Source organism: Streptomyces sp. NPDC100445 (assembly GCF_044759735.1).
In the GTDB taxonomy this organism is placed as follows: Bacteria; Actinomycetota; Actinomycetes; order Streptomycetales; family Streptomycetaceae; genus Streptomyces.
In genome coordinates this window covers 349968-376931 of sequence record NZ_JBIVZV010000001.1, presented here as the reverse complement: position 1 = coordinate 376931, position 26964 = coordinate 349968, and the positions used below count along the sequence as shown (strand labels likewise).

The window sequence follows — 26964 nt, the reverse complement described above, 5'->3', positions numbered from 1 at the left end:
AACCGATTCACTGAGCACCGGCATGGCTACAAGGCGTGCACCAGACTCCGGGCCGCCCCCGTCACGCAGCGCCTGCGCGCGGCGGCCGGGGCCGGGGTCAGGACAGGTCCGGTACGCAGCCGAACCAGTCCACCACGTGGCCGTCCCTGGTGTAGCCGAGGCATCTCATGGTCTTGTCGTGGAGGGTGCTGGTGCCGGCCAGGGACTCCTCCAGGTAGTTGTTCCTGTGGCGGGGCTGGACCAGGGTGTCGACGTCGACGACGTACCAGCGGTGCTTCTGGTCCGGGACGTCGCAGGCGCGGGCGGTGACGTTGCGGCTGGGGCCCTCGCTCCATATCGGGCGCTCGGCGCGGTCGCAGTGGGCTCGCGGGGAGGCGGCGGCGGTGCCGGCGCCGGTGCCGAGCAGGGCCGTGGCGCCTGTGGCCAGCGCCGCGGCAGCGCCGAGCAGGCGGTATGCGGTGCGGTTCGTCAAGGAGTCCTCCTGGCGGGTGGGGCCTGACGTGAGCCTCACACGCTCTGCGGCGGCCGTCCTGGCGGGCGGGGGGCCGGTCCCACGTCCCGGTGACGGGCGTGGTGCCAATGCAGCAGTGGAGTGCTGCGGGTCACACGCCGCCGAGTCCCATCCTCACCGTGCCCGCCGTCACGAGGTGCACGCAGTCAACCACCGGGGAACACACCATGGACGTTCCGGCACTTCGACAACCGGGACGGCTTACCGCTCCTGCACGAGCACTGCCTGATCCTCAACCGCGTCCAGCGCAGGAGCGACGACGGTGAGCCGGTGTGGGGTGCTCTGGACACGGTCCGCCTCTACCAGCATGTGGTGGCCACCGGGACGCTCTGTACCCGCGCGATGACGACCGAGGTGTGTGAGGAACCGGGGCTGGCGACGGTGCCTCGCGAGGTGACGCCGGGCCTGCGCCCGGCGATGGGGATAGCCGGTGTCGACTTCGAGCTCATCGACTGGTTCTCCACCCGCCGCCAGCGGTTCGAGGACGTCCTGGCGGGCCTTACCGACAAGTTCGCGCAGGAGCACGGGCGGCTGCCCGGCGAGCGCGCCCGCCATGGCCTCGGGTGGTGGACGGCGCAGGACACCGCCCCGAGAAGAAGATGGAACGCCCGTTGAAGCTGCTGCTCGCTTGGTGGCGGGCGTCCGTGCTGCTGAAGTTCGGCAAGCAGGTGGCCGAGGCTCCTTCACCGCTGCCTGTCCGGCGGCGGGTGCGGCGTTCCGGGCCCGGGTGGATCCGCACGTCGACGCCCGTACTCGCCCCTGTCGACGTCGCTGCGGTCGTCTCCGCCGTGCGCGGCAAGTTCGCCCGCCGCCATGTCCTGCCCGAAGCTTGCTGGCACCTGCTGGAGACCCTGCGCGGCCAGAAGTGCACGCGCGGCCTGGACGACTACATCGCAGACCGCGCCCTGACCGACCGCTCCCGCCAGTCCACTGCTCCGCAGTCCCGCCGCCGACCAGATCTTCCACACCGCCGCCGACTTCGCCGAGCCCGAACCCTGGTGGATCGCCGGCACCGACGGCAGGCCGCGGGAGTCCAGCCGCTACGAGCGGGCTCGGGTCGCCGGCCTCGCTGTACTGAACGCGAACCGGGCCGCCCGCACCCCGCCCGCCGGGCCGCCCGCACCCCGCCCGCCGGGCCGCCCGCACCCCGCCCGCCGGGCAGGACGACGCCCTGCCCGGCCACGCCTCGCTGGTACGCGGCCCTCGCCGCCGAGGTGAAAGTCGGCTGCACCGCCGTCGTGGTCGGTTACGGGGCGGTCGGTCTGTGCGGCGTCATCGCCGCGAAGGAAGGGGCGCCGACCGGATCATCGCCATGAGTCGGTGCGAGTCCCGGCAGGAACCGGCGGCCGAGTTCGGCGCGACCGACATCGTCGGCGACCGCGGCGAGGGGAGCGTCGCCCGGATCAAGGAGCTGACCGGCGGCCTCGACGCGGACTCGGCCTTGCAGCGGGTCGCCACTGCCGAGTCCACGCGGCAGGCCCCGCACTCGTCCCGCCCCTGCGGCAACGTCGGCGTCCCGTACGAGGTGGCCGTCGACGGGCAGGAGCTGTTCTTCTTCCAGGTCGGCCTGCCCGGCGGGCCCGGCGCCCGTCCGCCGCTTCCTCCCCGACCTGATCGACCACGTCACGTCCGGCCGGATCCAGCCGTTCCGCGTCTTCGACCTCACTCTGCCCTTGGACCAGGTCGCCGAGGGCTACCGGACGATGGACGAGCGCCGCGCGGTCAAGCCCGCCTGGGGCTCCGACCGCGCGGACGTGGGGGCCTACTGTCCGACCGGGTTGAGGTAGGTGCCCGGGTGGGTGGCGCCGTCCTGCTTCAGGATCTGGCCGCCGAACGGCCACTTCAGGGTGAAGTGCTTCGTCTCGTTCGGCGGGGTGACCAGGAACTTCGCGGGAACGAACTTCTCCTTCTGCGGCGTGGACCTGGCAACGGGGAGCAGGTTGATGCTGAAGTCCGCCGTGTCCCCCCGCCCCAGGGTGATCTTCGTAGGCTTCTTGGAGGAGTGCGCCAGGGACCAGGTGCCGTCGGTCCTCTGGGCGCCGACCATGTCGACACCGGCGAAGCCGGACAGGGTGCAGGTGCGGTTGCTCTTGTTGGTGAACCAGATGAACGCCTGCGTCTGCTTCCCGGTCCGCCCCATCTCCGGCTTCGCGTCGTCCCCGGTGGCGAAACCGGCCTTCAGGTCGGCGGTGTGGCAACGTGTCGGCGCGGCCTTGGCCGTGGCGGCCGAGGCCGGGACGGCCGCGACGGCGGTGCCGGCGGTGCCGGCGGCGACGATCGCCGCAAGGGCAACGGTGGTCGTTCTGGTCTTCATACTGTGTTCGGTTCCCCTCGAATACGACTCGGTGTGCGAGGTCAGTGCGCACCCACGCATCTGGAGACGCTCGATGCCCGGCGGAGGTTCGGTGCGCGGGCAACCCTTTTAGCCGCGCACGGTGGGGGCATGGCACCGCCTCTGCCCGAGCCGCTGGCACACCTGACCCCGCTGCTCACCCGCTACGGCTACCGGGCCGTCGGTGCCGTGATCCTGGTCGACGCCCATCCGCCGGCCGGTCAGCGCCTCTCGGGTCGGCTGCCGCTGGCGTCGGTGCAGCGCCTCGGCCTCACCGGGTGATGCAGTTCCTTGACCCGACCGAAAAGGCCTCCTCCGTGCCTCGGTGCCAGAAGCCGAACGTTTCGGCAAGCCAGGCCCGGCGGACAGGGTGGTGCCGCGGGTCCGGCAGTGACTCCGCCTGCTGCTCCAGCGCCCGGCGCTCGGCGGCTTGACGGCGCTGCCCGGCCTCTTGGCGGCGGCGCTCCGCGGCAGCTTCCCGCTTGCCGGCTTCCGCTTCGGCCTCCAGCCGCCAGCCCGCCCCACCAGCCGCGACGCGGTCGTCGACCGGGCCGTCCGCACGCGGTCGCCTCAGAGCGGGAGCACCGGTCGCGTGGAGAAGTCTTCGTAACTGTCCTCTCCGTCCGGTCCGTACAGGCCGTCGCGGGGTTGCGGTTGGCGGTCGCCAGGGGGAGCCAGGCCAGCAGCTGGCCGTAGCCGCCGCAGACTGACTCGCCCCCGTCGCCGCCGTGGACCGCGGTGACATCACTGGTCAGCTCGGTACGGTAGGTGTCGTAGGCGATGTGCAGGCCGAAGGCGTTCAGCTCGTTGTGCGGGCCGGTGTCGTCCCCGTAGGGGGTGCGGTCGAGGGAACAGTCGTCGCCCCACGGAACAGGGTGCCCGGCCCGGCGCCACAGGCGTGTTCCCACTCGTCGGAGCTCGGCATCCGCAGACCACGGGCAAAGAGGACAGCCGGCATGTCGGCCGGAGGTTCGGTCAGGCTCTCGTCCTCCACGGCCATGAGAACAGTGTCCACGTGGACGCTGCGGCGGGCGCTGAGGATCCGCGCGAGGTAGGTCCGCAGATCGGGTCCGTCACCGTAGCCCTGCTCCAGGCTCTGTCGTCGACGGGGAGCGGTGCACGGTCGAAGCGGGCAGGCCCACGACCGGTCCGATGCGGGCCGGGCCGAGCTGGCGGTCGGTGCGCAGACGGCAGACGTGGGCCTCGACCGTGAGCGGGGTCCGGTGGGGTGTGGTGCGCGGTCTGGACGACCACCGGCTCGGCGGGCGCCCATTGACTCCCGTTTGGTGTGCCGTTCCCTGAGCGTTCAACCGGTACTCCCTGTCAGTGTCGTGTGCGCTTCCTAGGGTCCATGAGGCTTCCCGAAAGAAGGGGCTCATGGACTCACAGCTCGCCATCCGGGCTCGCGGCATCACCAAGTGCTACGGCGATGTCGTCGCGCTCGACGGCGTCGACCTGGATGTGGCGCAAGGACAGATACACGGCCTGGTCGGTCCGAACGGCGCCGGAAAGACGACGTTGCTCGGCCTCCTTCTCGGCCTGGCCGTGGCCGATAGCGGGCGTCTGGAGGTCCTCGGCACGCCCACGGGCCGGGCGTTCGAAGCGCCCGACGGCGTCGCCGGGTTCGTGGACGGGCCGGGGCTGTACCCCTCGCTCACCGCCCGGCAGAACCTCGCCGCGCTCGCCGCTCTGCGGGGCGACGGCAGGCGGTCGGCCGGGATCGACGACGCACTCGAACAGGTGGGGCTCACAGACGTCGCCGACGACCGCACCCGCGGCTTCTCCCTGGGCATGCGCCAACGGCTCGGCCTCGCCGCGGCTTTGCTCACCGAGCCGCGGCTTCTCGTCCTGGACGAGCCCTCCAACGGCCTGGACCCGGCCGGGAAGAAGCACGTCCACGGTGTTCTCACCCGGCTCGCGCGGGAGGGTACGAGCGTCGTGCTCTCCAGCCACCGCATGGACGACCTGGAGGTCCTGTGTTCCGAGGTCACGATCCTCGCGACCGGGCGGATCGTCTTCTCCGGGCCGCTGGGCGAGCTGGCCGCCGAGAACCGTGAACTCGACTACCGGCTGACGACGTCCGACCCGGAGCGCGCACGCCGGCTGGCCGCCGACGCGCCTGGAGTCCGCCTGTCCGACGACACCACGGCAGGCCGGGGCGGGGAAGCGCTGGTGGTGCGCGCGTTGGTACCCGCCCTCGACGACCTGGTGGCGCGGCTCGTCCACGAGGGTGTCGCGCTGCGCGAACTCGCTCCGTGTGTCTCCCCGTTGGAGGCGGCGTTCTTGGCCCTGACCGAGCAGGGAAAGAGCGAGGTCCAAGAGCAGCCGACGGACGCCCAGCGGCAGGAGAACGGTCGATGACCGCCACTACGCCCCCCACCGCGAGCTCCACCCCGACCGCCGTGTCCTCTGCGTGGGCGCACACCACAGCGTCAGGCCGCGTCACAGTCGCCCGGAGCTACCGCTTCGAGGTCGTCAAGCTCCTCTCCCAGTGGCGGATCCGCGTCGTGCTCCTGGCGTGCTGGATCGCGCCGGCGTTCTTCGTGGCCGGGGTGAGCGCGCAGAGCACGCTGCCCACGGACACCCTCTTCGGCCGCTGGATGCACGCCACCGGATGGGCCGGGCCGCTGGTCACGCTCGGTTTCTCCGGCACCTGGGCGCTTCCGCTGATCAGCTCCGTCGTCGCCGGCGATGTGTTCGCCGCCGAGGACCGGCTCGGCACCTGGCGCCACCTTCTCGTCGCCGTCCGCTCGCCCCGGCGGATCTTCGCGGCGAAGGCACTGGCCGGCCTCACCGTCGTCCTGCTGCTCGTGGCCGGGCCGGCCGTCTCCAGCACGGTGGGCGGGCTGGCGGCCGTCGGCGACCAGCCATTGGTCGGCCTCGACGGCCATCTGCTCGCGCCGGGGGACGCCGCGGGCACGGTCCTGCTCGCCTGGGCCTGTGTACTCGCCCCGACCCTGGCCCTCGCCGGAATCGGGCTCCTCGGGTCGGTCGCACTCGGGCGCTCCCCCATGGGTCTGCTGCTGCCCGCGATCGTCGCGCCGGCGATGCAGTTCGCCCAGATGCTGCCGCTGCCCGTCGCCGTACGCCTCGCCCTGCCCGGCGACGCCTTCCTCACCTGGAACGGCCTGTTCACCAACCCGGCGCAACTCAGCCCGCTCCTCATCGGCATCGGCGTCGGTCTTCTGTGGGCCGTGGCGGCGACGGCGCTGGCCTACGTCCTCTTCCTGCGGCGCGACTTCACCAATCCCACCGACGACGGTTCGGCCCGCCGCGCGGTCACCACGGCCGCCCTGCCGCTCGTGGGTCTGCTCGGCGCGACCGTCGCGGTCGTGGCGGCGACGACCACGGCCACCGGCTCCGGGATCGAGCGGGCCAAGGTGCAGCACTCGCTCGCCACCGAGTTCGCGCACCTGTACCGCATGCAGACCGACCAGCTCAACCGGCCCGCTGTCACCGAGGCGGGGTTGAGGACCGTGGCGGCGTGCACCAAGGCCGGTGTCCAGGACGGCGCGCGGGGCCCGGGCAACGACTGGCGGTGCGTCATCTCCTGGCATCTGCCGGGCGTCGCGGCCACCGGGTCGGCCGTCTACCAGCTCGACATCGCGGCGGACGGGCGGTTCGTCGCCGACGGCGACGGGCCGAAGGAAGTGAACGGCTACTTCCTGGTGCGGACTTCGACCGGAGACGCGCCGAACCCGCTGTGGCAGTTCGACGGCAACGTCGACCTGCTCTCCACCTCCTCGGATTCCCCGGCCCCCTGAACTCTTCCTCTCCGGCCACCCCCCGAACTCTCCGAATCCGCGAAGGAATGACGTCATGCAGATAGCACGCCGCCGTCAGCAGGCCGAGAAGAAGTACTACGACCTGCTGGGCAGACGCGTCAGCCGGCGGGCCACTCTCGTCACGGCCTGCATCACCACGGCCGCCCTGGCCACCGGCACCGCCGTCGCCGAGACCCGCCAGTTCGGCACCGATCAAGTCGGCCAGATCACCGACAGGGGCCAGGCCGTCTCCGCCGACCAGTACATCGCCCCGTACGGCGACCGCCTCGTCATCGACGACGGCAAGATCATGTCGTCGACGGTCAGCCCGGACGGCAGCCACCTCGCCGCCGCGCTCACCGACGGCGACGCCGCGCTGGTCGTCGTGGACCTCACCACCGGGCGGATCAAGCAGCGTGTCGGCGCGAACGCCGCCGACGACCTGCGCATCAGCAGCGGCTCCGTCGGCCAGGAAGGCCCGACGTACTCACCCGACGGCAGGCAGTTGTGGCTGGGCCAGGCCGACGGATACACCAGGTTCACCGTGAACGCGGACGGCACCCTCGCCGACCCGGTGACCGTCAGAATCCCGGCCGACGGCGGCAAGCAGGCCTTGGTCGCCGCGGCGGTGTTCTCCGCCGACGGCTCCACGGTGTACGCCGCGGTCAACGGCCAGAACCGGGTGGTGGCGATCGACGCGGCGACCGGGGCCGTCAAGCAGAGCTGGGCGGTGGGCAACGCCCCGCGCGGCATGGCCCGCTCCGGCGACAAGCTCTACGTCAGCGACGAGGGCGGACGGCCCGCGAAGGCCGGTGACTCCACGCTCAACTCCTACGGCACCCAGGTCCCCGCCGACCCGAGGACCGGCGCCACCACCACCGGCACGGTCAGCGTCATCGACCTGACCGACCCCTCCGCCGCCGTCGGCACCATCGACGTCGGCCTGCACCCGACCGCCGTGTACGCCCAGCACGGCGCGGTGTTCGTCACCAACACCGCCGACAACAACGTGTCGGTCATCGACACCGCCGAGGACAAGGTCGTACAGACCATCTCCACCCAGCCGTGGCCGGAGGCCTCGGTCGGCTACGAGCCCGACGCCGTGACCCTCACCGATGACGGCCACCTGCTGGTGACGCTCGGCCGCGCCAACGCCGTCGCCGTCTACCGGTACACCTCCCCGCAGGAGCCGGTCAGCTACATCGGCCTCCTCCCGACGGACTACTTCCCCGCCGAAATCACCACCGTGGGCACGAAGGTCGTCGTCTCCCACACCCGCGGCATCGACGCCCGCCGCCCCGACAGCGCCGGCCGCGGCACCCACGACACGACCTCCAGCCTGACGCAGTTCACCCTGCCCGGTGACCGTGTCATCCGCTCCCAGACCGCCAAGGTCTTCCAGCAGAACGGCTGGAGCCCCGGCTCCGTCGGGCTGGCCAAGGGCCACGGCCACGTGGAGCCGCAGCCGGTCCCGGCACGGATCGGCGGCCCGTCGACGATCAAGCACGTCTTCCTGATCGTCAAGGAGAACCGCACCTACGACCAGGTCTTCGGTGACATCCCCCAGGGCAACGGCGACCCGTCGCTGACGCAGTTCGGCGAGAACGTGACGCCCAACCAGCACGCCTTGGCCGAGCAGTTCGGGCTGTACGACAACACCTACGACATCGGCACCAACTCCGCCGAGGGCCACAACTGGCTCATGCAAGCCGACAACCCCGAGTACACCGAGTCCTCGGCCGGCGAGTACAAGCGCAGCTACGACACCGAGGACGACGCCCTCGGCCACCAGAAGACCGGCTTCCTGTGGACGGGCGCGCAGGCGGCCGGCAAGAGCGTGCGGGACTTCGGCGAGTTCCAGCAGTTCCTGACCAAGCCGTCCGGCGCCAGCTGGCAGAACCTGTACTGCGACGCCAAGAACATGGACGCGACCGGCCAGGCCACCGCCTACCCCCTGAACTCCTCCTCGCCGATCCCGTCGCTCAACAGCGTGTCGGTGCCCGGTTTCCCGAAGTTCGACACCAGCGTCCCGGACCTGTACCGGTACCAGATCTGGAAGCAGGACTTCGAGAAGAACGGCCCGGCGGACCTGAACATGTTCTGGCTCTCCAGCGACCACACCGGCGGCCCGGCGAGCCCGGCCGCCCAGGTCGCCGACAACGACCTCGCCACCGGCAAGATCATCGACAAGATCTCCCACAGCAAGTACTGGAAGGACTCGGCGATCTTCGTCGTCGAGGACGACTCCCAGGCCGGCCTCGACCACGTCGACGGCCACCGCGCCCCGGTCCAGATCATCAGCCCCTGGGCCCGGCACACCACCGTCGACAGCCGTTACTACTCGCAGATCACGATGATCCGCACCATCGAGCAGATCCTCGGGATCCACCCGATGAACCAGAAGGACAGCGCGGCCACCCCCATGCGGGGCGCGTTCACCCGGCACCCCGACTACACCCCGTTCACCGCCCTGCCCAACCGCACCTCACTGACCGACGGCCTGAAGACCCCGCCGTCCTGCGGCGTGGACACCCCCGCCGCACAGGACCCCAGGGCGGCGGCCGTACCGTCGGCGAAGGTACCGGCGGACAAGAAGTCCCTCGCCGCCGCATGGGACGCCTGGAAGTCCAAGCAGCACCTGACCGGCCCCCACGCCATCCCCGACTACGCCAACCCGGCCCAGATGAACCACCTCACCTGGTACCAGACCCACAACTGGACGCGCCCGTACCCCGGCGAGAAGAAGATCCACGCCCCGAACGACGTACCCGGCGCCTACATCCCGTCGCCGGAGTCGGACGGCTGACACCCGCCGAACCCGTGAGGACCTCTGCCGGGCCGAGCGCCTGCCAAGGGTCCTCCCCGTACCGGTCCCGTCCGTCTGCGCCACTCGGGGAGCAGCGGGAACCCACGCTCGCTGCGATCAGAACCCGTCCTCGTCCTGTGAGGGATCATCGCCAGGGGGACCGCTCACATCGAATCCGGGGTCCGCCGGTCGGGCCAGGCGGCCGGCACCTCGCCGGTCGCCCGCAATCTGTGACCGGCCTGGCGATGTCACGCTGATGGACACGCCGGCCGGCGAGGTGGGGGCCGGCTTCGACGGATCCGGCGATCAGCCGAGGGCCCGCCGTCGCGCCGTGCCCCACTCCCACCCGAGCGCCGTGCTGGTGGGCCGCTACGAAATGGTGAGCCGTCTCCGCCTGGTGGCCCGCACTGCGCCAGTGCCGGTGGCGGCGCGCTGGGAGGTGGCAGCCCTGCTGGCCCCGGCGGGAGCCGGTCACCCGTGGCACGGTGTCCGCTTCTCGTCCGCGTCCGCGACGACCTGGACGTCGACGCTCTGCCCCTCGTCGACCCGGGGCGGCCGTGACCGCAGCAGGTGTGAGGCGTTGACGGTGCGCAGCGCTGTGACGTCCGTCGGCGTAGCGGGCGAACATCTGGGGCACCCACGTCAGCACCCGTCCGCTACAGATCGTCGCCCCGGCCGACGGTTCCCGCCCCAGCTGAACGAGACTCGCCGCCGCCCCCCGTTGAGATGCGGCGCCGTGCTGGAGCGGGCCCGGTCGGACGGGTCGGCTCCTTGGTGTAGCGGGTGGTGAGGGCGGGGGACTGGCCGCCGAACGCGGTGAGGTGGGCGGTGAAGACGTCGTGCAAGAGCCGGTCGTCCTCGGCGCTGGGGGCGATGACGGTCTCGCCGAGTTCCAGGCCGCGCAGGGCGTCGGTGACGAGGTCCTCCGCGCTAATGCGGGGGACGGCGCTGAGGTCCATGCCCTGGGCGGAGTGGAACTCGGTGGCCACCGCGCCGGGACAGACCGCCGCGACGGTGACTGCGGAGTCCTCGACTTCGGCGGCCAGGGTCTGGGTCATGGCGACCAGGTAGGCCAGGGTTCCGGCGTAGACGGCCCGGCGGGGCATGACGCTCTTGTCGGCGGGCCCGGAGAAGGTGATCATGCCGGCGACGTTGAGGTTGGTGCCGCTCCCGCGCTGCTGCAGGGGTCCGATGGCGGCGCGCATGAGCTGGGTGGGGGCGAGTACCTGACATTGACCGGTTCGCGGGCCTTGCCGGCGGGCAGGTCGGCCAGCGGCATGTAGTGGGAGACGCCGGCGTTGTTGACGAGCACGTCCAGCGGTTCGGCGGCGCAGATCTGCGCGAGGGTGTCGATGCCCTCCTCGGTAGGGCGCCAATGGAGGCGGGCTGGTCCACGACCACCAGAACCGTGCCGAACTTGTTCCGGAGCTTGTCGAAGACCGCCCGCAGCTTCGGTTCGCTGTTGGACAGCGGCTTGTCGAGGACCGTCTTGCCGGCCGGGGGCAGACCGTGGCCGTGATGCGCTGCCTTGCCGACATCCAGGCCAAGGAAGACGCCCACCTGGTCGATGCTGATCACCGTGCCCCCACATGTGCCGACGCGTGCCGGCCCCAGGGTCGGGAGCCGTTCTCGCGCAGCCACGCTATGCAGACCTGCCGCCCGCAGGCGGCCGGGCATTGCGCCCGGCCGGGCGGTGGTCAGACCTCTGATCTGCGTCTGTGACGGCACCCCTCGGACCCGGTGACACCACCCCCCAGGTCATCTCCTCGGCAGGGGGCAACAGTCATGCCGGGCCCGGAGGCCAGCGGCCCTCTTGCAGGACCGCGAAAAAGATAGCGGGGCGTCCGGCTCAGGCGGCCGGGTCGGTGGGGTGGTGCAGCCAGGCGAACTGGTCGCGGTACTGCTCGGCGACTGCGGTCGGGCCGGTCGTCGCCCAGGTCGTCGCCGGTCAGGGGGTAGCCCCGGCGGTTGAGAAACCAGGGCAGGTGGCGGTAGGAGGGCCGGTGGGCGGCCAGCTCCGCCGGGTCGAGGTGCAGGGCGGTGCCGGGGAGGACGGAGGTTCTGGCAGAGATGCGCCACACGCCGTCGCCCTCGCGGCGGGCGCGGTACTGGGAGCGGCACGAGGAGGCCGCGGGCCCCTACCGGCGGGCCCGCCGAGCCTGCATCAGGATCTCGCGGTCACGCTGGAGGGGGTCGGCCGATCAGGTGTACGCATTTCGGAGCTGCACTCTGCCTTCTTACGGGTGGGGCGGGGTCGCCCCACAGGCCTGGTTTTCCGGCTCTCCGCGTGACGCCACCCACGAGAGGCAGGTCACGTCCTAAGCGGGATCGTAGAGCTGTACAGCGGTCCGGCGCCCAGGAAAGCCACGGAATGACCGAATTAGGCAGCTTCTACGTCTATGGGTAGTAGGTCACACTCTTGCCTCCCATTCTCGCGGTCGCTAACCATGTCTCTTGTCGCCGCAAGCAGCGGGTCGGACCGGGCGGGATCGCCGGGGCCGTCCTTGTTTCGCCGCGCTGTGCGGGGCCCCGCCCCGACGCCCGACAGGCCGCGACCGGATGATCCGGCCGGCGCCTCAAAGACGTCCCGTAGGAGACCCCCATGACCGCGATCACCGCTGCGCCCCGCCTCGCCCGTCTGCGCAACCTGGCCGTCACCGGCCTGCTCACCACCGGCGCCGCGGCCGCGGCCCTGACGCTCACGCCGGCCACCGCCCACGCCGCCGAGGCCCCGAAGGCCGCCCCCGCCATCGCCTCCAAGGCCGCCGACCCCGCCGGCGCCAAGGGTGGCGCGAGCAACCTCGACGGCTGGATCAATCAGTCCCTGACCATTATGAAGGCCAAGGGCATCCCGGGCACCTACGAGGGCCTGCACCGCAACATCATGCGCGAGTCCAGCGGCAACCCCAACGCCCAGAACAACTACGACGTCAACGCCAAGAACGGCACCCCCTCCAGGGGCCTGCTCCAGGTCATCGACCCCACATTCAAGGCATTCCACGTCGCCGGCACCGCCAACAGCTCCACCGACCCGGTCGCCAACATCACCGCCGCCGCCAACTACGCCGCCCATCGCTACGGCTCCATCGACAACGTCAACTCCGCGTACTGAGCCACCCGGCGTTCGTCACCCGTCCGGATCGACTTTCCGGGTCTGTCAAACGAGTGGTGTAACTGGGGTAGTTGGGGCTACTGGCGGGCTGCTGACAGTCGGCCGTCGAAGGTGATGTCGAAGGCGTTCAGTGCGGTCTTCCACCGCATGGTCCAGCGGGCCTGTCCCTTGCCCGTGGGGTCGAGGGACATGATCGCCATGTAGACGCACTTCAGGGCGGACTGCTCGTTGGGGAAGTGTCCACGGGCCTTGGCCGCCCGGCGGATGCGGGCGTTCACCGACTCGATCGCGTTGGTGGTGCAGACAATGCGGCGGATCTCGGTGTCGAACCGCAGGAACGGGGTGAACTCCTCCCAGGCGTTCTCCCACAGCTTCACGATCGCTGGATACTTCCGGCCCCAGGCGTCGACGAACTCGGCGAACCGCTCCAGAGCGGCCTCCTCGGTCGGCGCGGTGTAGAGGGGCTTGAGGAGGCGGGCGATCTTGTCCCAGTCCTGGCGGGCGGCATAGCGGAAGGAGTTCCGCAGCAGATGCACCACGCAGGTCTGCACGATGGTCCGCGGCCAGACGGTCTCCACCGCCTCGGGCAGGCCCTTGAGCCCATCACAGACCAGCATCAGCACGTCGCCCACGCCGCGGTTCTTGATCTCGGTGAGGATGTGCAGCCAGTGCTTGGCGCCCTCGCCGCCGTCGCCGGCCCACAGGCCCAGGATCTCCCGCCGGCCCTCGGTGGTGACGGCCAGGGCCACATAGATCGGCCGGTTGGCGACCGCGCCGTCGCGGATCTTCACGTTGATGGCGTCGATGAAGACGACCGGATAGACGGTGTCGAGGGGCCTGCTCTGCCACTCGGCCATGCCCTCGAGCACCTTGTCGGTGATGGTGGAGATGGTCTGGCGGGAGACCTCGGCGCCGTAGACCTCGGCCAGGTGGGCCTGCACCTCGCCAGTGGTCAGGCCCTTCGCAGCCAGCGAGATCACCATCTCGTCGACCCCGGTCAGGCGCTTCTGCCGCTTCCCGACGATCTTCGGCTCGACGGAGCCGTCCCGGTCGCGGGGCACGACGATCTCCACCGGCCCCACGTCGGTCAGCACGGTCTTGGAGCGTGTGCCGTTGCGCGAGTTACTGCCGTTCCTGCCCGCCGGATCGTGCTTGTCATAGCCGAGGTGGTCGGTGATCTCGCCCTCCAGGGCGGACTCCAGCAGCCGCTTGGTCAGCTGCTGCAACAGCCCGCCCTCGCCGGTCAGCTGCAGACCCTCGGCCTGGGCCCGGCTTACCAGCTCGTCGATCAGCTGGTCGTCCACGGCCTTCGCCGACGCAGCCGCTGCCGACTCGACAGCGTCCTGCTCGGCCACGTACTCACTGGTCATCGATGCATCCTCCATGATCGGGAGTTACACCGAACGATTTACAGTCCCGCAGCGCGTCGGCGATCGAGCCGGCGGCCATCACAGCGGTGAAGCGAAGGTTGGCGCCGAGGACCGCGAAGCTGCCGTCGCGGCTGTAACGGGAAGGCGACCAGCATGGTCGGCAGCGACACCAGCAGGGACAGGCTGCCCGCGGTTTTGATGTCCAGGCCGAGGAGCAGCACGATCGTGGGGATGAGCAGTTCGCCGCCGGCCACGCCCATGATCGCGGCGACCACGCCGATGCCGAAGCCGGCCACGACTCCGCCGGGCACCTGCGCCCACAGCGGCAGCGCGAGCGTCCCGACGGGTGCGAGGTGGGTGATGAGCAGCGCGGCGGCCATGAGCACCATCAGTGCTGCCAGCACCTTGTACAGGGTGGAGCTGCACATCCGTACCGCCCAGCTCGCCCCGGCCCAGGCGCCCAGCACGCCCCCGGCCGGCAGGTTGACCGCGACGGGCCAGTGACCGGCCAGTTGGGACGCGGACACCGCGGCCAGCCGGGCGGGCAGCGCGGTGACGACCATGACCAGGCTCATGGCTTTGTCCAGGATGATGGCGGACAGCGCCGCGAACCCGAAGAGGCTGATCAGCATGGGGAGCCGGAACTCCGCACCGCCCAGGCCGATCATCCCGCCGAGAATGCCGATGCCCGCGCCCGCGCCGAACACGACGGGCACGGAGGACACCCGGCTCACGAGGCGGGGAGGATCGGCGGCCAGGGGTGAGGTGATGGAGGGCAGTCTGCAACGATCACGCCGCGCTGCGACACTGGGGGAAGCCACCGAACACGCGGGGCTGGCCTGTCAGTTGTGCGCGCACAGCGTCGCGATCTCCCGGGCGGCGTCCCGCGCGGGACGCCCTACCCCGATCAGCGTCGCGGACGCCGGGCCGGTCCGGTCGCCGTAGCCGAGCAGGTGCAGCCGCGGTTCGCCGACGGCCCGGGTGCCCTGGGTCGCGATGTGCCCGCGCGTGCTGCGGAGCTGGAGCGGGGCCAGGTGGGACAGGGCGGGGCGGAAGCCGGTGCACCAGATGACCGCATCCGCGGCTTCGTGGCTGCCGTCGGCCCAGCGGACGCCGTCGGTGATGAGCTGGGAGAACAGTGCCTCGCGGTCAGGAGCCCGGCGTCGCGGGCGGCACGGACGGGCGGCACGGCGACGATGTCGTCGAGCGAGGCCACTCCGCCGGTGTCGTCGCGGCCGGCGTCGAGGGCGCGGCGGCGGTCGGTGGTGACGTCGAACAGGGCGCGTCCGTCGATGTCGTCGGGGAGGAACCGCGGCGGACGCTGGGTCACCCACCTCACCGTCACGTTGCCGTCCAGGGCGAGGTCGGCGGCGATCTGCGCGCCGGAGTTCCCGCCGCCGACCACGATCACGCGCTGGCCGGTGAAGTCGGTCGGACAGCGGTAGTTCACCGTGTGCAGCTGCCGGCCGGTGAAGACGCCGCGACCTGGGACGGCGGGGAGGAAGGGCCGCGACCAGGTGTTGCCGGTGGCACTGATGACCGCGCGGGCCCGCCAGGGCCCGGCGTCGGCCTCGACCAGGAGCCTCTCGCCGTCGCGGCGTACGGCCTCCACACGGGTGCCGTGCTGGACGGACAGGCCGTAGCGCTTCTCGTGGTCCGTGAGGTACGCGACCACGTGCCCGGCATCCGGGTAGGTCCGACCCGCCTGGGCGGGCATGAGCCGGCCTGGCAGGGAGGAGTGCTCCGCCGGGGAGAACAGGTGCAGCGAGTCCCACATGTGCTGCCAGGACCCGCCCGGCGCCGGACCGGCGTCCAGGATGACGTGGTCGAGGCCGCGTCGGCGCAGGTGGTAGCCGGCGGCGAGCCCGGCCTGGCCGCCGCCGACCACCACCACATCCGCGCGCTGCGTCACGGGACCGTCGTCACCGCGTCGGCGGCGAACTTCCGGCGCCAGGCGAGCGCGACGTGGACCAGGCCGATCAGCACCGGGACTTCGATGAGCGGCCCGACGACGCCGGACAAGGCCTGGCCGGAGGTGACACCGAAGGTGGCGACGGCGACCGCGATGGCCAGCTCGAAGTTGTTGCCCGCCGCGGTGAACGCCAGCGTGGCGGTGCGGTCGTAGGCCAGGCCGAGCCCCTTGCCGAGGAGGAAGGTGCCGAAGAACATGATCGCGAAGTAGACCAGCAGCGGCAGCGCGATCCGCACCACGTCCAGCGGCTGCGAGGTGATCGTCTTCCCCTGGAGGGCGAAGAGGATGACGATCGTGAACAACAGCCCGTACAGCGCCCAGGGCCCGATCTTCGGCAGGAACTTCTGCTCGTAGTCGGCGCGGCCCAGCGTCCGCTCGCCGACGCGGCGGGTGAGGAAGCCGGCCAGCAGCGGGATGCCGAGGAAGAAGATGACGTTCAGGGCGATGTGCCGGACGGAGACGTCCAGGCCCTGGCCGTCGCCGAGGTTCATCCAGCGGGGCAGCAGGTCGAGGTAGCACCAGCCCAGCAGGCCGAACGCGAGGACCTGGAACACCGAGTTCAACGCGACAAGGACGGCCGCGGCCTCGCGGTCGCCGCAGGCGAGGTCGTTCCAGATGATGACCATGGCGATGCACCGGGCAAGTCCCACGATGATCAGGCCGGTGCGGTACTCGGGCAGGTCCGGCAGGAGGATCCAGGCGAGGGCGAACATCACCGCGGGGCCGACGATCCAGTTGATGACCAGCGAGGAGACCATCAGCTTCCTGTCGCCGGTGACGCGGTCGAGCCGGTCGTAGCGGACCTTGGCCAGGACCGGGTACATCATGACCAGCAGGCCGAGCGCGATCGGCAGGGAGATCCCGCCGATCTCGATCTTCGCGAGCGCGCCGTTCATCCCCGGGATGACCCGGCCCAGGCCCAGACCGACGGCCATGGCGAGCAGGATCCACACCGCCAGGTAGCGGTCGAGGGTGGAGAGCTTCTTGACGATCGAGTCGTCCCCGGCCGCACCTTGCGCGGGAGCGGTCGTGGGCTCTGCGGAGGTCACGGGCAGGCCCTCTTGTTCTCGGCGGCGGTGCGGGCGGAGGCGGCGAGTTCGGCGAACTGCTCGGACAGCCCGGCCAGGATCTCGGGCCTGAGCTTGTAGTAGGTGAAGCGGCCGCACGGCTCGGTCTCCACGATCCCGGCCTCGCGCAGCACCTTCATGTGGTTGGACAGGTTGGTCTGCTTGGCTCCGGTCTCCTCGACCAGGTGGGTCGTGCAGAGCGTCTCGCGCGCCAGCAGGGTCACGATCTGGAGGCGGAGCGGATCGCCCAGCGCCCGGATCACATCAGGATCGACTGAAGTCAGCATGCACTGATACTGTCACATCATTGTCCGCTGATACCAGCGGGGGCTGAAGTCATTGGCGGCCGGGTTCCGCCATGCGACGAAAGAGAACGATCACCATGGCCGACAAGCCGTCCGTCCTGTTCGTCTGCGTCCACAACGCCGGCCGCTCCCAGATGGCCGCCGCGTGGCTGACCCACCTGGCCGGAGACCGCGTCGAGGTCCGCTCCGCCGGTTCCGACCCCGGCGACCAGGTCAACCCGGCCGCCGTCCAGGCCATGGCCGAGGTCGGCATCGACATCTCCGCCGAGACACCGAAGATCCTCACCATCGACGCGGTCCGTGAGTCCGACGTCTGCATCACCATGGGCTGCGGCGACACCTGCCCCGTCTTCCCCGGCAAGCGCTACCTGGACTGGAAGCTCGAGGACCCGGCCGGCCAGGGCGTCGAGGCCGTGCGTCCGATCCGCGACGAGATCAAAACTCTGGTGGAGGGCCTGATCGCCGAGATCGCCCCGGACAAGACGGCGTGAGCGAGGTCCACGACGTCGTCATCATCGGCTCCGGCGCCTTGCCGGTCCACACGGTGGCTCCGGCGGCGACGGGCACCGCCGTGATCAGGATCATCGCTGTCACCAGGCCGCTGCCGCCGTCGGTGTCGGGGATCAGCGGAGCAGGAACGCGACACCGGTGAGTAGAGCGGCCTCCTTCCGTCACGGGGCAGGACGGGAACAGGGCGCCCGTATGGGGCGAAGTGCGCAGCTCGTCGCGGCGCCCATGCTGCTGGTGCGAGAGGTGTGGTGCCCCGGTGCCGCGCGAGCACTCAGGACGTGTTCAGGTTTCCGGTGTCACTCTCGTGAGCCATGACATACGAAACGTCCGAGACATCCGCCGTCCCCGAGGCAGGTGGCCCCGCTGTTCCGGCGCGACACCGGGTCCGCTGGAACAAGGTGCCCGAGGTCACCCTCTACTTCTGGATCGTCAAGGTGCTGTGTACGACGGTCGGGGAGACCGCGGCCGATCTGCTGAACGAGAAGGCCGGCCTGGGTCTGACCGGTGTGTCGGTGCTGATGAGCGCGCTGCTGGCCGTGGTGTTGGTGGTGCAGTTCCGTACCAAGGCGTACCGGGCCGGCGTGTACTGGCTCGCCGTGGCTCTGATCAGCGTCGTCGGCACCCTGATCAGTGACAACCTCACCGACAACATGGGCGTGCCGCTGGAGACGAGCACGACGGTGTTCGCCATCCTCCTCGCGATCGTGTTCATGGTCTGGTACCGGCGTGAGCGGACACTGTCCATCCACAGCATCGACACCACCAGCCGAGAGTCCTTCTACTGGCTCGCGGTGCTGTTCACCTTCGCCCTTGGCACCGCGGCCGGCGACCTGCTCTCCGAGCGCATGGATCTCGGGTACTGGCTGTCCACCGTCCTGTTCGCCGCGGCCATCGCTGCGGTGGCCGTCGCACACTTCGCGCTGGGCCTGGACGCGGTGTGGAGCTTCTGGATCGCCTACATCCTCACCCGGCCCCTCGGCGCCTCCATAGGCGACTACCTCTCCCAGCCCACCGGTGACGGTGGACTGGGTCTGGGCACCGTGATCACCAGCGCGCTGTTCCTGGCCGTCATCCTCAGCCTGGTCGTCTATCTGGGTGTGACCCGCAAGGATGTCGCCGACCCTGAGTCTGCTGCTCGAGGCGCGGCCTGATCTGGCACACGGCGGGTGTTCAGGATGCCTCCAGGCATCCTGTGCCACGGTCGGAGCTCACGGTCGCGTCGGCGGCCGGCACTTCCAACAGGGCGCTCGACCCGTCACGCGGGGCGGGTGCCCTGTCGTTCGACCGGGCAGAAGGCATCGGATGGAGAATCCAGAGGGCGTCACCGACCTCGACGTGGCGGCCACGTCGACCGCGACCGAGTCGGTGATGAAGAAGCTGCCCGAGGTCACGTCGGCATTCTGGGTGCGACCAAACTGGGCTGGGGTCCGCAGGGCGTGGGCCTCGGCTATCCGCAGGGAGCGGTGATCCTCGTGTCGAACACCCTCGGCACCTCGATGGGTGACTTCCTTTCCGACAGCTCCGGCCTCGGCTACCTGGGCGGCGCGCTCCTCGTGACCGGAGTGCTGGCCGTGCTGGTGGTGCTCATGAAGGTGCCCGTGGTGCCGAACGTGCTGCTGTTCTGGATCGCCTTCGTCCTGACCCGGCCGCTGGGCGCCACCGCGGGTGACTTCCTCACCAAGCCCGTCGCCAAGGGCGGCCTGGATCTGGGTACCGCCGGCTCGTCCGCCGTCCTCCTCGCCGTCCTGTTCGGGCTGATGGTCTACGCCCACATGGGGGAACGCCGGACGGAGGGACAGAACCCGGTCATCCAGCGGGCAGGGTGACCGTGAAGCTGGCCCCCGGCGTGTGCAGGGGGTCGTACGAGACCTCACCGCCGACGGCGCGGGCCAGACGGCGCGCGAGCGGCAGTCCCAGGCCCGCGCCGTGGTGCCCGTCGCTGGGGTCGGCGCGCCGGCCGGGCTGGAACAGCTCGTCCGCGAACGTCTCCGGCACACCGGGGCCGTCGTCGACGACATCGATCCGCACGGCGCCCGGGACACGCCGCGCGAAGACGGTCACGCGGGAGTGGGCGTAGCGGGCGGCGTTGGTGAGCAGGGGGTGGAGGAGGCGTTCGAGGAGAGCGGGGGCGACACCCGCCTCCAGCACCGGTGCTTGCGCCTCCACCGCGGTCTTCACCTGGTCAGGGATGTCGAGGCGCTGGAGCAGGCGGCCCAGTACCGGCAGGACGTCGGTTGTTCCGGGGACTGCTGCCGGGTTCAGCGCGTTCTCGCGGGCGTCGTTCAGCAGCGTGTCGCAGATGGTGCGCATGGACTCGGCGGCCTCGGCGATCGTCTCTCGGGTGGTGAGGGTCTCGGCGTCCGTGCGGGGGTGGGCCCGCCACCAGTCGAGTTCCATGACGATCCGGGTGAGCGGCGTACGCAGTTCGTGGGACAGCTCTCCCGTCAGCTGCTGCTCGTGGCGCAGAACGGTGCGTATGCGGTCCAGAAGTGCGTCCAGGGAGGCACCGAGGCGGGCGAGTTCGGCCGGGTGGTCCTCCGTGCCGAAGCGCTCGTCCGAGCCCACGGCACTCCACTGCGTGGCCTGGTCGGTCATCCTCCGCACCGGGCGCAGTGCCCGGCCGACGGCCAGGCGGGTCAGCACGTAGGTGCAGCCGAGCATCACGGCGTCCAGGACGAGTGATCCCACCAGCAGGGTGTCGGCCGAACTGCGGTACGGAGTCAGATCCAGGGCAGTGACGACGGTGGCGGTGGCGCGGCGGCCGGGGACGCGCTGGGCGCACAGCCGGACGGGTCGATCACCGTGTGCCCGGACAATCGCGCAGGCGTCCTTCAGCTGGGCGGCCAGCCGGTCGGCGGCTCGGGCCGGAGGCCCGCCGGCCGTGGCGGCCGGCGGCCTCTCCAGCCGACGCGTTCCGGCGTAGATCCACACGTTGGCGTCCAGGAGGCGGTCGTTGACGGTTTCCAGGACGCGCACATGGGATCCGGTGGTGTCGACGGTCGTGGCCACCGCTGCCGCCCGGTTGCGCAGTTCGTCGTCCGCCTGGTGCTCCAGGTGCCGGTCCGTCACGGCGTTGAACACAATGGTCAGGATCGTCATGAGCAGGGCCGCGGTGGTCAGCGCCACCAGGGAGAGGCGGCCACGCAGAGTGCGCGGGGTGAGGCGCCGCAGGACACGCCAGGCACGGTTCATGACAGGCGGTGTCCGATGCCGCGCGCCGTACCGATCGTCAATCCGCTGCCCGCTTCCCGCAGTTTGCGACGCAGCCGGCTCAGGTACTGGTCCAGGGTGTTGTCGCTGACGTGCGCACCTTCCGGCCAGCCGGCCCGCACCAGGTCACGGCGGCGCACGAGGATCCCGTCAGCGGCGAGGAGCGTGGCCAGCAGCCGGAACTCTGTGGGCGACAGGGTGACGCGGGCGCCGTGCACGGTCACGCTGTGGTCCACCGCGTCCAGGACCAGATCACCGGCCGAGACCGCCGTCGAGGTGGCGGCTGTCCGTCTGAGGACGGCTCTCAGCCTGGCGGCGAGTTCGGCGAGGGCGAAGGGCTTGAGAAGGTAGTCGTCGCCCCCGGCGGAGAAACCCGACAGTCGGTCGGTGAGCCGGTGCCGTGCGGTCAGGAAGATCACGGGAGCGAGGAAGCCGTTGGCGCGCATCGCCTGGCACACGTCCCGCCCGTCGGCGTCGGGCAGACCGACGTCCAGTACGGCCGCCGCGACGTCGTCCGTGGCGAGGCGCAGGGCGGTGGCGCCGTCGGCGGCCGGAACCGGGTCGAAGTCCTCCTCGTACAGGCCGCGGCGCAGCAGGTCACGCAGAGCGTGATCGTCCTCGACGACCAGGATCCTCTGTCGCATGGTCCTCCGTCGGTATCGAAGTCGAGGTGATCATGTCGGTGAGCAGGGAAGCAGGCAGCCAGTGGGCGGCCGCACACAGGCACATCCCCAGCCAGCCGGCGGCGAACAGCCAGCCGCCGATGACGTCCGTGAACCAGTGCACTCCCAGATAGACCCGGGTGAGCCCGACCAGTAGGCCCCAGCCGCACACCGCGATCCGCAGAGCCGTTCCCCCTCGGGGGGCGCGCAGGGTGAGCGCGACGATCAGCAGCCCGACGGACAGGGCGGCCGTGGTGGTGTGGCCGGAGGGGAACGCCCAGCCGCTCGCGTGTGTCGTCCAGTGGCTCCGCGGCGGACGCGGCCGCTGGATCGACTCCATCACGCCATAGCGCAGGAGCTGACCCACGGCGAGACAGGCGAGGCCGAGGGCGGAGGCGAGCAACCGGGTCCGTTGCGTGCGACCCGCGACCGCTCCGGCCAGCGCCGCGAGAAGGTACGGGACGGTGCCGGTGCCGGTGGCGGTCACTCCCCGCGCCAGGGCCAAGGCCTCCTCCGGGCGGTGGCCGACTGACCGTATGAGGAATGTGTCGTCCAGCCACAGCGGTGCGCCGGCCCGGCCGGTGACGACCAGCGCCAGCACGGTGAAGGCCGCCCACGCGCCGAGGCCGACGCTGCCCGCCACCTCGGCGACGTCCCTTCGGTTCATGAGGCCGACAGCAGCGCACGTAGGGGAGCGGCTGCGGTCAGCCGCCGGGCCAAAATCGCGGACCGGGCGTACAACAGCGACATCGACCCGAGCGCGACAAGCGCGCCCACCACCACTCCGGCCACCACGTCGTGGGGATAGTGCACGCCGACCCAGACCCGGGAGGCCGCCATCGTGACCGCGGCCAGGCAGGCGATCCGGCCCAGCCGCCGCGAGACGAACAGCAGCGCCACGGCGGCCGCGGCGGCGATGGCCGCGTGGTTGCTGGGGAAGGACCAGTCCCCGTGCGCCGGGCACGCCTCCAGGGTGCGCACCTGAAGTGTCCGGCAGGGCCGGTCCTCGTGGACCACGGCTTTCAGGGCGTCGTTGACGCCGTACGCCAGGACCACGACCACCGGCACGGCCAGCGCCGTCAAGGCGCGTCCGGCTCCCACCTGCCGCGCCCGCCACCAGCCGGCCAGCATGAGCAGGGCGAACACCGCCAGACCGAACGTCGACCACACCCTGATGGTGGAGTCCAACCAGCCCGGGGAGTGCCGCGCGAGGTCCACCACGTCCCGGTAGGCGGAGCCGTCGATCGACGCCCCGCCGAACGCGAGGTTCATCCGCGAGCCTCCTTGGCCTTGGCGCGCCGCCGGCCGCGGTACAACTCGAGGGCGAGCGGGATCAGTGACACCGCCACGATCAGTGCGACCAGCGGCAGCAGATAGCGGTCCACGTCGGGAATGGAGGCGCCCAGCGCGTATCCCGCCAGGGTCAGGCCCAAGCTCCACACCAGCCCACCGGCCACCTGCCACACGGTGAACACCCGGACCGGCACGCCCAGCGCACCCGCGAGCGGGTTGAGTACGGTCCGCACCACCGGCACGAATCTGGCCAGCACGATCGCCTTCGCATGCCCGTAGCGTGTGAGCAGTTCCTCAGCCCGCTCCGTCCCCTCGCGCAGGCGCGCCGAGCGGCTGCGGGCCAGCAGGGCACCGCCCGCGCGGCGCCCGATGAGATAGCCGCACTGGGCTCCGGCCAGTGCGCCGATGGCCGCGGCGGCCAGCAGCGGCCCCACCGACAGACGCACCCCGTGCTGCCCCGTGCCCGTGCACAGCAGGCCCGCGGTGAACAGTAGGGAGTCTCCCGGCAGGAAGAAACCGATCAGTAGGCCCGTCTCGGCGAACATCACGACGGCGACGCCCAGCACACCGAAGGCCGCCAACAGCGACTGGGCGTCGAGAGGATTCACCGCTAGCTGCGACGACAGGACCCCGGGTGTGGTCATTGCATGAGTCCTTTCCTACGGGCCGCCGGGTGACACGGCCCTATCGTCTACAGTCATGTAGACCGTATACGGTAGCGTAGACGATAGCGGGGTGAGGACCGTCCCATGAGCGTCGAGAAGGACAATCGCCGGCCGGCGGGCGAGCTGGAGCCGCCGTGATGGCCGCACTGTGAGCGGCGGCACAACACAGACCCCCTCCCCCATGCTGGTTATCCCGCTGCGCCTGCCGTGGGCGGCGTCCGGGCCGGCCTGTAACGCCCCGAACCGCTGCGCGCCGTGGCAGCCGTAACGGCGGCCACCCGGATGAGGGATGGCCCCGGCATGATGCGACGACTCATCCTCCTGCGCGCCGACAGCCGCCTCGCCAGCACCGCCTGCCTGCCGCACGCCTCTGCCTCCCCTGCCGCCGGGCCGCGGCCCAGCCTGCGCAGCCACCAGGTGACCGCTGACGGTGTCCGACTCCACACGGGGCCGGGTTCCGGGACGGTCCTCGGCCTGCTCCACCGCGGGGGCACCGTGTACGCCGACAAGGCCCACAGCAACTGGTGGCGGGTCAGGCCGGCCTACGACAGCGGCAGCGACTCCGGCACCCGCACGACGTCAGGACTGCGGGCCGGCACCGCGACATGGATGGCCAAACGCCGAACGCGGGCTCACACCTGCATGCAGACTCGCCACCCGCAGATACGAATCGAGGCGGGACACGGTCCACTCGACACGTTCATTCCGCAGACCCACACGCCGGGGGCCGTAAGCCGAGTTCGACTTAGGGGGGCGTGACGATCCGTCTGGCCGGTGAGCAGGTCGAGGAGGTTCCTGTTCGCGATACGCCTGTCGGACTCCGGCAAGGCGGTGCACCGCATCTTCGCCTCCTGCGGTCAGGAAGCCTTCTTCGAATGAAGAACGAGCGGTGGACCGCGTTCCGTGTGGAAGGCCGGATCGGCTGGTTCAGGCGGAACCACCTGGTTCCGGTCGCGGAAGTCGCCTCCCTCGCCCAACTCGACGCGAAGGTCGAGAGGTGGGGCGCCGAGGACGACCATCGCCGCATCCGGTCGCGGCCCGGGGCGATCGGTGAGTCTTCGCCGTGGAACGGCTGTCGCAGCCGCTGCCGGACGATCCGTTCGAGACCGGTCGGCCCGCCTCCTTCGGCGGCGACGTGATCGAGACAGGCATCGACTCGTACCGCCTCGCCATGACCCAAGCCCAGTCAGCTGCCCAGGACGGGAAGGCGGGCTGACCGTACTGGGACTCACTTCACTGGGAGGCGTCGCTCCCGCCGAGGCCGGGAGCCAGGTGCGGTGTTGTGTTCTGCTCGTCGGGACGCCCGGCCATGCGGTGGCGTTGTGCAAGCGGCCGGTGGTCGTCTCATGCGACCGGTGACGGCAACTGTCACGCCTGGACGGTCGGGCGAACGTTGATCTCGCCGATCTCGACGTCGCTGGGCTGTTCGACGGCGAAGGCCACCGCGCGGGCGACCGCCGCCGGAGGGATGCCCACCGCGTCCATGTTCTTGCGCGTCTGCTCACGGATGTTCGGGTCTGCCATGGAGTCGGCGAGATCGGTGCGGATGTATCCCGGCGAGATGGCTGTCGTGCGCACCACCCCGTCGGTGGACTCCCTTCGCAGTCCCTCGTGGACGGTGCGCACCGCGTTCTTGGTCGCGGCGTAGACGGCCATCGAGGGGGAAACGCCGGAAAGGCCGGCCACGGAGACGATGCTCACCAGGTGGCCCGAGCCTTGCTCGCGGAAGGCCGGCAGCGCGGCGGCGACGCCGTTGAGCATGCCGCGAAGGTTGACATCGATCATGGCCGACCAACTCTCGGTGTCGAGGTCGGCCAGCGGGCTGATCGGCGCGATGCCGGCGTTGTTCACCAGTACGTCGATACGGCCGTACCGATCGACGGTGGTGGCGACCAGGCGCCGCAGGTCCTCGGCCTTGGTGACGTCGACGACGCACGTGGCCGCACGGCCGCCCTGCTCCCGGACCTCCTGCGCTATGGCGTCGATGCGCTCGCTGCGGCGCGCCGCGAGGACGACCGTGGCGCCGCGCCGGGCGAGTAGCCGGGCCGTGGCTTCGCCGATACCGCCACTCGCTCCGGTGACAGCGATGATCTTGCCGTGCAGGGAAAGCATTACTGCCTCCAAGTAAAGTGGACACGTGTCCGCTGGCCGGGCCAGCCTACCGGACACGTGTCCACTTGTCGGAGCCGGAAGATCAGGAGAGGCTCATGAATGCGCCGGCACGCCGTCCGGATGCGGTGCAGAACCGGACCCGCATCGTTGAGGCTGCTCGCGCAGCCCTCGCCGAGTCCCACCACGTCCACCTCAACGAGATCGCCAAGCGCGCCGGTGTAGGACAGGGAACGCTGTACCGGAACTTCCCCAACCGCGAAGCGCTCTTCGCCGAGGTCTACCGGCGTGACGTCGATGAACTCGTGGCCGCCGCCTCCGCTCTGCTGGCGGAACACGAGCCCGTGGAAGCCTTGCGTCACTGGCTCGACCGAGTGATCGACTACGCCGAGACCAAATACGGCGTCCTGGCAGTGATCGAGCCGGCAGCGTGGCAAGACCTTGTCGCCCACAGCCAGAACCCCATCGAAGGCGCTCTCACCCACCTGCTGGACGCCGGGAAAGCGGCAGGTTCCATCCGCGCGGACGTGGACGCCCGCGGGGTCCTCCTGCTCATCGCCTACCTCGGCCGACTGGACCGAGATGAATGGGAACCAACAGCACGACCTCTGATGAACGTCATCCTCGAGGGCCTTCGCCGACCGGACGCGGACCGGCGAGGGCAGCAAACCCCGAAGACATCCTGAAGAGCAATCACAGCGTCACCGAACAACAGAGGAGAGACGTCGACTCCGCCACCGAGCGGTGTCAGTTCTCATCGACATTTCCCTGCTCAGTGATCGACAAGTGCTGCCCGAACTCGGGTTCTGGCTCAGGTTGCGTGGGCCGTTGCGGTGACTTACCGGCTGAGGGCCTCATCCGGTTAGGTTCACAGCGAACTGAGGAACCCGTTGACAGCTGCGGCGAACGCGTACGGGACGGTCTCGTGGACGGTGTGTGCAGCGGGGAGGTCAACGAGCCGGGTATGCACGCCGTTCACGACCGCCACCGGGAACAGCACGATCGGGACCCCGCGTACGGGATTTGATGCTGCTGCCTTCGGCCCCATGGACGCTGTCCCATGTGCGGGTAAGGCGTGGGGGCGCGGCTCAGGCGGCTGCGGTTGCGGCTGCGGCTGCGCAGAGATAGTGACATCGGCTCTGCTTCGCGAGCTGCTGGGGGCAGATAGCGTGCCGTATCGGTGACATCCACTGTGCTTCGCCTGGCTGGAGCCGCAGTTCGGTGGATACCAGTGGTGACACCCATCGTGCGTCGGCTCATCCGTGGAAGTAGCGAG

At 70.5% G+C, this 26964-nt stretch carries 25 protein-coding genes and 5 pseudogenes; 13 read left to right on the top strand and 17 right to left on the bottom strand.

What is annotated here, in order from left to right:
* Window positions 1-97: 97 nt before the first annotated feature.
* A complete protein-coding gene (locus ACIQVT_RS01585) occupies window positions 98-472 on the bottom strand; it encodes a hypothetical protein (protein ID WP_403745827.1) in 375 nt (124 codons plus the stop codon).
* Between the two features lie 120 nt (window positions 473-592).
* On the opposite strand from ACIQVT_RS01585, the gene ACIQVT_RS01580 reads away from it, so the two are divergent.
* Complete coding sequence (locus tag ACIQVT_RS01580; protein ID WP_403745825.1) at window positions 593-1126, top strand: relaxase domain-containing protein; 534 nt, start codon at window positions 593-595, stop codon at window positions 1124-1126.
* 575 nt (window positions 1127-1701) lie between these two features.
* A pseudogene (locus tag ACIQVT_RS01575) lies at window positions 1702-2298 on the top strand (zinc-binding dehydrogenase); the annotation flags it as partial.
* Here ACIQVT_RS01575 and ACIQVT_RS01570 read toward each other — a convergent pair.
* Window positions 2274-2825, bottom strand: coding sequence for a DUF4232 domain-containing protein (locus ACIQVT_RS01570; protein ID WP_403745824.1), 552 nt, complete (start codon window positions 2823-2825; stop codon window positions 2274-2276). The pseudogene ACIQVT_RS01575 and the gene ACIQVT_RS01570 overlap by 25 nt on opposite strands.
* A gap of 129 nt (window positions 2826-2954) precedes the next feature.
* Here ACIQVT_RS01570 and ACIQVT_RS01565 point away from each other — a divergent pair, with 129 nt between their 5' ends.
* Entirely contained in the window at window positions 2955-3125 is a 171-nt protein-coding gene (locus ACIQVT_RS01565; RefSeq protein WP_403745823.1) for a hypothetical protein, read from the top strand.
* A 288-nt stretch (window positions 3126-3413) separates the two neighbouring features.
* On the opposite strand, the pseudogene ACIQVT_RS01560 reads toward ACIQVT_RS01565, so the two are convergent.
* Window positions 3414-3939, bottom strand: a pseudogene (locus tag ACIQVT_RS01560) (hypothetical protein); the annotation flags it as partial.
* A 16-nt stretch (window positions 3940-3955) separates the two neighbouring features.
* A pseudogene (locus ACIQVT_RS01555) lies at window positions 3956-4093 on the bottom strand (IS481 family transposase); the annotation flags it as partial.
* A gap of 127 nt (window positions 4094-4220) precedes the next feature.
* Between ACIQVT_RS01555 and ACIQVT_RS01550 the strand changes: the two are divergent.
* The 3 genes from ACIQVT_RS01550 to ACIQVT_RS01540 are packed head-to-tail and all read left to right on the top strand — an operon-like array spanning window position 4221 to window position 9413.
* Window positions 4221-5204 (top strand): ABC transporter ATP-binding protein, encoded by a 984-nt coding sequence (locus ACIQVT_RS01550; protein WP_403745821.1) that lies wholly within the window; start codon window positions 4221-4223, stop codon window positions 5202-5204.
* Window positions 5201-6607, top strand: coding sequence for an ABC transporter permease (locus ACIQVT_RS01545; RefSeq protein WP_403745819.1), 1407 nt, complete (start codon window positions 5201-5203; stop codon window positions 6605-6607). Before ACIQVT_RS01550 ends, ACIQVT_RS01545 begins: the two co-directional genes overlap by 4 nt.
* A 55-nt stretch (window positions 6608-6662) precedes the next feature.
* Window positions 6663-9413, top strand: coding sequence for an alkaline phosphatase family protein (locus ACIQVT_RS01540; protein ID WP_403745818.1), 2751 nt, complete (start codon window positions 6663-6665; stop codon window positions 9411-9413).
* 656 nt (window positions 9414-10069) lie between these two features.
* On the opposite strand, the gene ACIQVT_RS01535 is transcribed toward ACIQVT_RS01540, so the two are convergent.
* Both ACIQVT_RS01535 and ACIQVT_RS01530 read right to left on the bottom strand, forming a co-directional pair.
* Complete coding sequence (locus ACIQVT_RS01535) at window positions 10070-10618, bottom strand: SDR family oxidoreductase (RefSeq protein WP_403745817.1); 549 nt, start codon at window positions 10616-10618, stop codon at window positions 10070-10072.
* 157 nt (window positions 10619-10775) lie between these two features.
* Window positions 10776-10991 (bottom strand): annotated as a pseudogene (locus ACIQVT_RS01530) (transposase); the annotation flags it as partial.
* A 1024-nt stretch (window positions 10992-12015) separates the two neighbouring features.
* Between ACIQVT_RS01530 and ACIQVT_RS01525 the strand changes: the two are divergent.
* On the top strand, window positions 12016-12525 hold the full coding sequence (locus ACIQVT_RS01525; protein ID WP_403745815.1) for a transglycosylase SLT domain-containing protein: 510 nt from the start codon (window positions 12016-12018) through the stop codon (window positions 12523-12525).
* Between the two features lie 77 nt (window positions 12526-12602).
* Here the strand turns inward: ACIQVT_RS01525 and ACIQVT_RS01520 are convergent, their stop codons facing one another.
* The 5 genes and pseudogenes from ACIQVT_RS01520 to ACIQVT_RS01500 form a co-directional block, all read right to left on the bottom strand.
* Window positions 12603-13895: an IS256 family transposase gene (locus ACIQVT_RS01520; RefSeq protein ID WP_403745814.1), complete on the bottom strand. Its 1293-nt coding sequence runs from the start codon at window positions 13893-13895 to the stop codon at window positions 12603-12605.
* Window positions 13896-13933: 38 nt separating this feature from the next.
* On the bottom strand, window positions 13934-14611 hold the full coding sequence (locus ACIQVT_RS01515) for a TSUP family transporter (RefSeq protein WP_403745813.1): 678 nt from the start codon (window positions 14609-14611) through the stop codon (window positions 13934-13936).
* Window positions 14612-14737: 126 nt separating this feature from the next.
* A pseudogene (locus tag ACIQVT_RS01510) lies at window positions 14738-15807 on the bottom strand (ArsO family NAD(P)H-dependent flavin-containing monooxygenase).
* Window positions 15804-16916: an ACR3 family arsenite efflux transporter gene (arsB, locus tag ACIQVT_RS01505; RefSeq protein WP_403745812.1), complete on the bottom strand. Its 1113-nt coding sequence runs from the start codon at window positions 16914-16916 to the stop codon at window positions 15804-15806. Before arsB ends, ACIQVT_RS01510 begins: the two are co-directional and overlap by 4 nt.
* Window positions 16913-17221 carry an ArsR/SmtB family transcription factor gene (locus ACIQVT_RS01500; protein WP_403745811.1) on the bottom strand — a complete coding sequence of 103 codons (309 nt, stop codon included), beginning with the start codon at window positions 17219-17221 and terminating at the stop codon, window positions 16913-16915. Before ACIQVT_RS01500 ends, arsB begins: the two co-directional genes overlap by 4 nt.
* Before the next feature lie 95 nt (window positions 17222-17316).
* Here ACIQVT_RS01500 and ACIQVT_RS01495 point away from each other — a divergent pair, with 95 nt between their 5' ends.
* The 4 genes from ACIQVT_RS01495 to ACIQVT_RS01480 all read left to right on the top strand — a co-directional run bounded on the left by ACIQVT_RS01495 (window position 17317) and on the right by ACIQVT_RS01480 (window position 19575).
* On the top strand, window positions 17317-17730 hold the full coding sequence (locus tag ACIQVT_RS01495; RefSeq protein WP_403747834.1) for an arsenate reductase ArsC: 414 nt from the start codon (window positions 17317-17319) through the stop codon (window positions 17728-17730).
* A gap of 330 nt (window positions 17731-18060) precedes the next feature.
* Window positions 18061-18900, top strand: coding sequence for a hypothetical protein (locus tag ACIQVT_RS01490; RefSeq protein WP_403745809.1), 840 nt, complete (start codon window positions 18061-18063; stop codon window positions 18898-18900).
* Window positions 18901-19051: 151 nt separating this feature from the next.
* The gene (locus tag ACIQVT_RS01485) at window positions 19052-19216 is read left to right on the top strand and encodes a hypothetical protein (protein WP_403745807.1); all 165 of its coding nucleotides are present in this window, start codon (window positions 19052-19054) and stop codon (window positions 19214-19216) included.
* 5 nt (window positions 19217-19221) lie between these two features.
* Window positions 19222-19575 (top strand): hypothetical protein, encoded by a 354-nt coding sequence (locus ACIQVT_RS01480; RefSeq protein ID WP_403745805.1) that lies wholly within the window; start codon window positions 19222-19224, stop codon window positions 19573-19575.
* Here ACIQVT_RS01480 and ACIQVT_RS01475 read toward each other — a convergent pair.
* From ACIQVT_RS01475 to ACIQVT_RS01455, 5 genes are read right to left on the bottom strand one after another with little or no spacing between them, the layout of a single operon-like run.
* Entirely contained in the window at window positions 19556-20941 is a 1386-nt protein-coding gene (locus ACIQVT_RS01475) for a sensor histidine kinase (RefSeq protein ID WP_403745802.1), read from the bottom strand. The two genes, ACIQVT_RS01480 and ACIQVT_RS01475, sit on opposite strands and share 20 nt — an antisense overlap.
* Window positions 20938-21603, bottom strand: a complete 666-nt coding sequence (locus ACIQVT_RS01470; protein ID WP_403745800.1) for a response regulator transcription factor — start codon at window positions 21601-21603, stop codon at window positions 20938-20940. The genes ACIQVT_RS01475 and ACIQVT_RS01470 overlap by 4 nt, the downstream gene beginning before the upstream one ends.
* Complete coding sequence (locus ACIQVT_RS01465; RefSeq protein WP_403745799.1) at window positions 21557-22288, bottom strand: phosphatase PAP2 family protein; 732 nt, start codon at window positions 22286-22288, stop codon at window positions 21557-21559. The genes ACIQVT_RS01470 and ACIQVT_RS01465 overlap by 47 nt, the downstream gene beginning before the upstream one ends.
* Entirely contained in the window at window positions 22285-22893 is a 609-nt protein-coding gene (locus ACIQVT_RS01460) for a phosphatase PAP2 family protein (protein WP_403745798.1), read from the bottom strand. Before ACIQVT_RS01460 ends, ACIQVT_RS01465 begins: the two co-directional genes overlap by 4 nt.
* Window positions 22890-23558 carry a DedA family protein gene (locus ACIQVT_RS01455; RefSeq protein WP_403745797.1) on the bottom strand — a complete coding sequence of 223 codons (669 nt, stop codon included), beginning with the start codon at window positions 23556-23558 and terminating at the stop codon, window positions 22890-22892. The genes ACIQVT_RS01460 and ACIQVT_RS01455 overlap by 4 nt, the downstream gene beginning before the upstream one ends.
* A 1084-nt stretch (window positions 23559-24642) precedes the next feature.
* Between ACIQVT_RS01455 and ACIQVT_RS01450 the strand changes: the two genes are divergently transcribed.
* On the top strand, window positions 24643-24795 hold the full coding sequence (locus tag ACIQVT_RS01450) for a hypothetical protein (RefSeq protein ID WP_403745794.1): 153 nt from the start codon (window positions 24643-24645) through the stop codon (window positions 24793-24795).
* 152 nt (window positions 24796-24947) lie between these two features.
* Here ACIQVT_RS01450 and ACIQVT_RS01445 read toward each other — a convergent pair whose 3' ends face one another.
* Window positions 24948-25691, bottom strand: coding sequence for an SDR family oxidoreductase (locus ACIQVT_RS01445; protein WP_403745793.1), 744 nt, complete (start codon window positions 25689-25691; stop codon window positions 24948-24950).
* Between the two features lie 95 nt (window positions 25692-25786).
* On the opposite strand from ACIQVT_RS01445, the gene ACIQVT_RS01440 reads away from it, so the two are divergent.
* Window positions 25787-26374: a TetR/AcrR family transcriptional regulator gene (locus tag ACIQVT_RS01440; RefSeq protein WP_403745791.1), complete on the top strand. Its 588-nt coding sequence runs from the start codon at window positions 25787-25789 to the stop codon at window positions 26372-26374.
* The last annotated feature ends 590 nt before the right edge of the window (window positions 26375-26964 follow it).

Excerpts from the sequence above, each read along its gene's own strand:
- ACIQVT_RS01570 (WP_403745824.1), bottom strand. The coding sequence starts at position 2,825 with ATGAAGACCAGAACGACCACCGTTGCCCTTGCGGCGATCGTCGCCGCC.
- ACIQVT_RS01565 (WP_403745823.1), top strand. The coding sequence starts at position 2,955 with ATGGCACCGCCTCTGCCCGAGCCGCTGGCACACCTGACCCCGCTGCTC.
- ACIQVT_RS01550 (WP_403745821.1), top strand. The coding sequence starts at position 4,221 with ATGGACTCACAGCTCGCCATCCGGGCTCGCGGCATCACCAAGTGCTAC.
- ACIQVT_RS01545 (WP_403745819.1), top strand. The coding sequence starts at position 5,201 with ATGACCGCCACTACGCCCCCCACCGCGAGCTCCACCCCGACCGCCGTG.
- ACIQVT_RS01540 (WP_403745818.1), top strand. The coding sequence starts at position 6,663 with ATGCAGATAGCACGCCGCCGTCAGCAGGCCGAGAAGAAGTACTACGAC.
- ACIQVT_RS01535 (WP_403745817.1), bottom strand. The coding sequence starts at position 10,618 with ATGCGCGCCGCCATCGGACCCCTGCAGCAGCGCGGGAGCGGCACCAAC.
- ACIQVT_RS01525 (WP_403745815.1), top strand. The coding sequence starts at position 12,016 with ATGACCGCGATCACCGCTGCGCCCCGCCTCGCCCGTCTGCGCAACCTG.
- ACIQVT_RS01520 (WP_403745814.1), bottom strand. The coding sequence starts at position 13,895 with ATGACCAGTGAGTACGTGGCCGAGCAGGACGCTGTCGAGTCGGCAGCG.
- ACIQVT_RS01500 (WP_403745811.1), bottom strand. The coding sequence starts at position 17,221 with ATGCTGACTTCAGTCGATCCTGATGTGATCCGGGCGCTGGGCGATCCG.
- ACIQVT_RS01495 (WP_403747834.1), top strand. The coding sequence starts at position 17,317 with ATGGCCGACAAGCCGTCCGTCCTGTTCGTCTGCGTCCACAACGCCGGC.
- ACIQVT_RS01490 (WP_403745809.1), top strand. The coding sequence starts at position 18,061 with ATGACATACGAAACGTCCGAGACATCCGCCGTCCCCGAGGCAGGTGGC.
- ACIQVT_RS01485 (WP_403745807.1), top strand. The coding sequence starts at position 19,052 with ATGGAGAATCCAGAGGGCGTCACCGACCTCGACGTGGCGGCCACGTCG.
- ACIQVT_RS01475 (WP_403745802.1), bottom strand. The coding sequence starts at position 20,941 with ATGAACCGTGCCTGGCGTGTCCTGCGGCGCCTCACCCCGCGCACTCTG.
- ACIQVT_RS01470 (WP_403745800.1), bottom strand. The coding sequence starts at position 21,603 with ATGCGACAGAGGATCCTGGTCGTCGAGGACGATCACGCTCTGCGTGAC.
- ACIQVT_RS01465 (WP_403745799.1), bottom strand. The coding sequence starts at position 22,288 with ATGAACCGAAGGGACGTCGCCGAGGTGGCGGGCAGCGTCGGCCTCGGC.
- ACIQVT_RS01460 (WP_403745798.1), bottom strand. The coding sequence starts at position 22,893 with ATGAACCTCGCGTTCGGCGGGGCGTCGATCGACGGCTCCGCCTACCGG.
- ACIQVT_RS01455 (WP_403745797.1), bottom strand. The coding sequence starts at position 23,558 with ATGACCACACCCGGGGTCCTGTCGTCGCAGCTAGCGGTGAATCCTCTC.
- ACIQVT_RS01445 (WP_403745793.1), bottom strand. The coding sequence starts at position 25,691 with ATGCTTTCCCTGCACGGCAAGATCATCGCTGTCACCGGAGCGAGTGGC.
- ACIQVT_RS01440 (WP_403745791.1), top strand. The coding sequence starts at position 25,787 with ATGAATGCGCCGGCACGCCGTCCGGATGCGGTGCAGAACCGGACCCGC.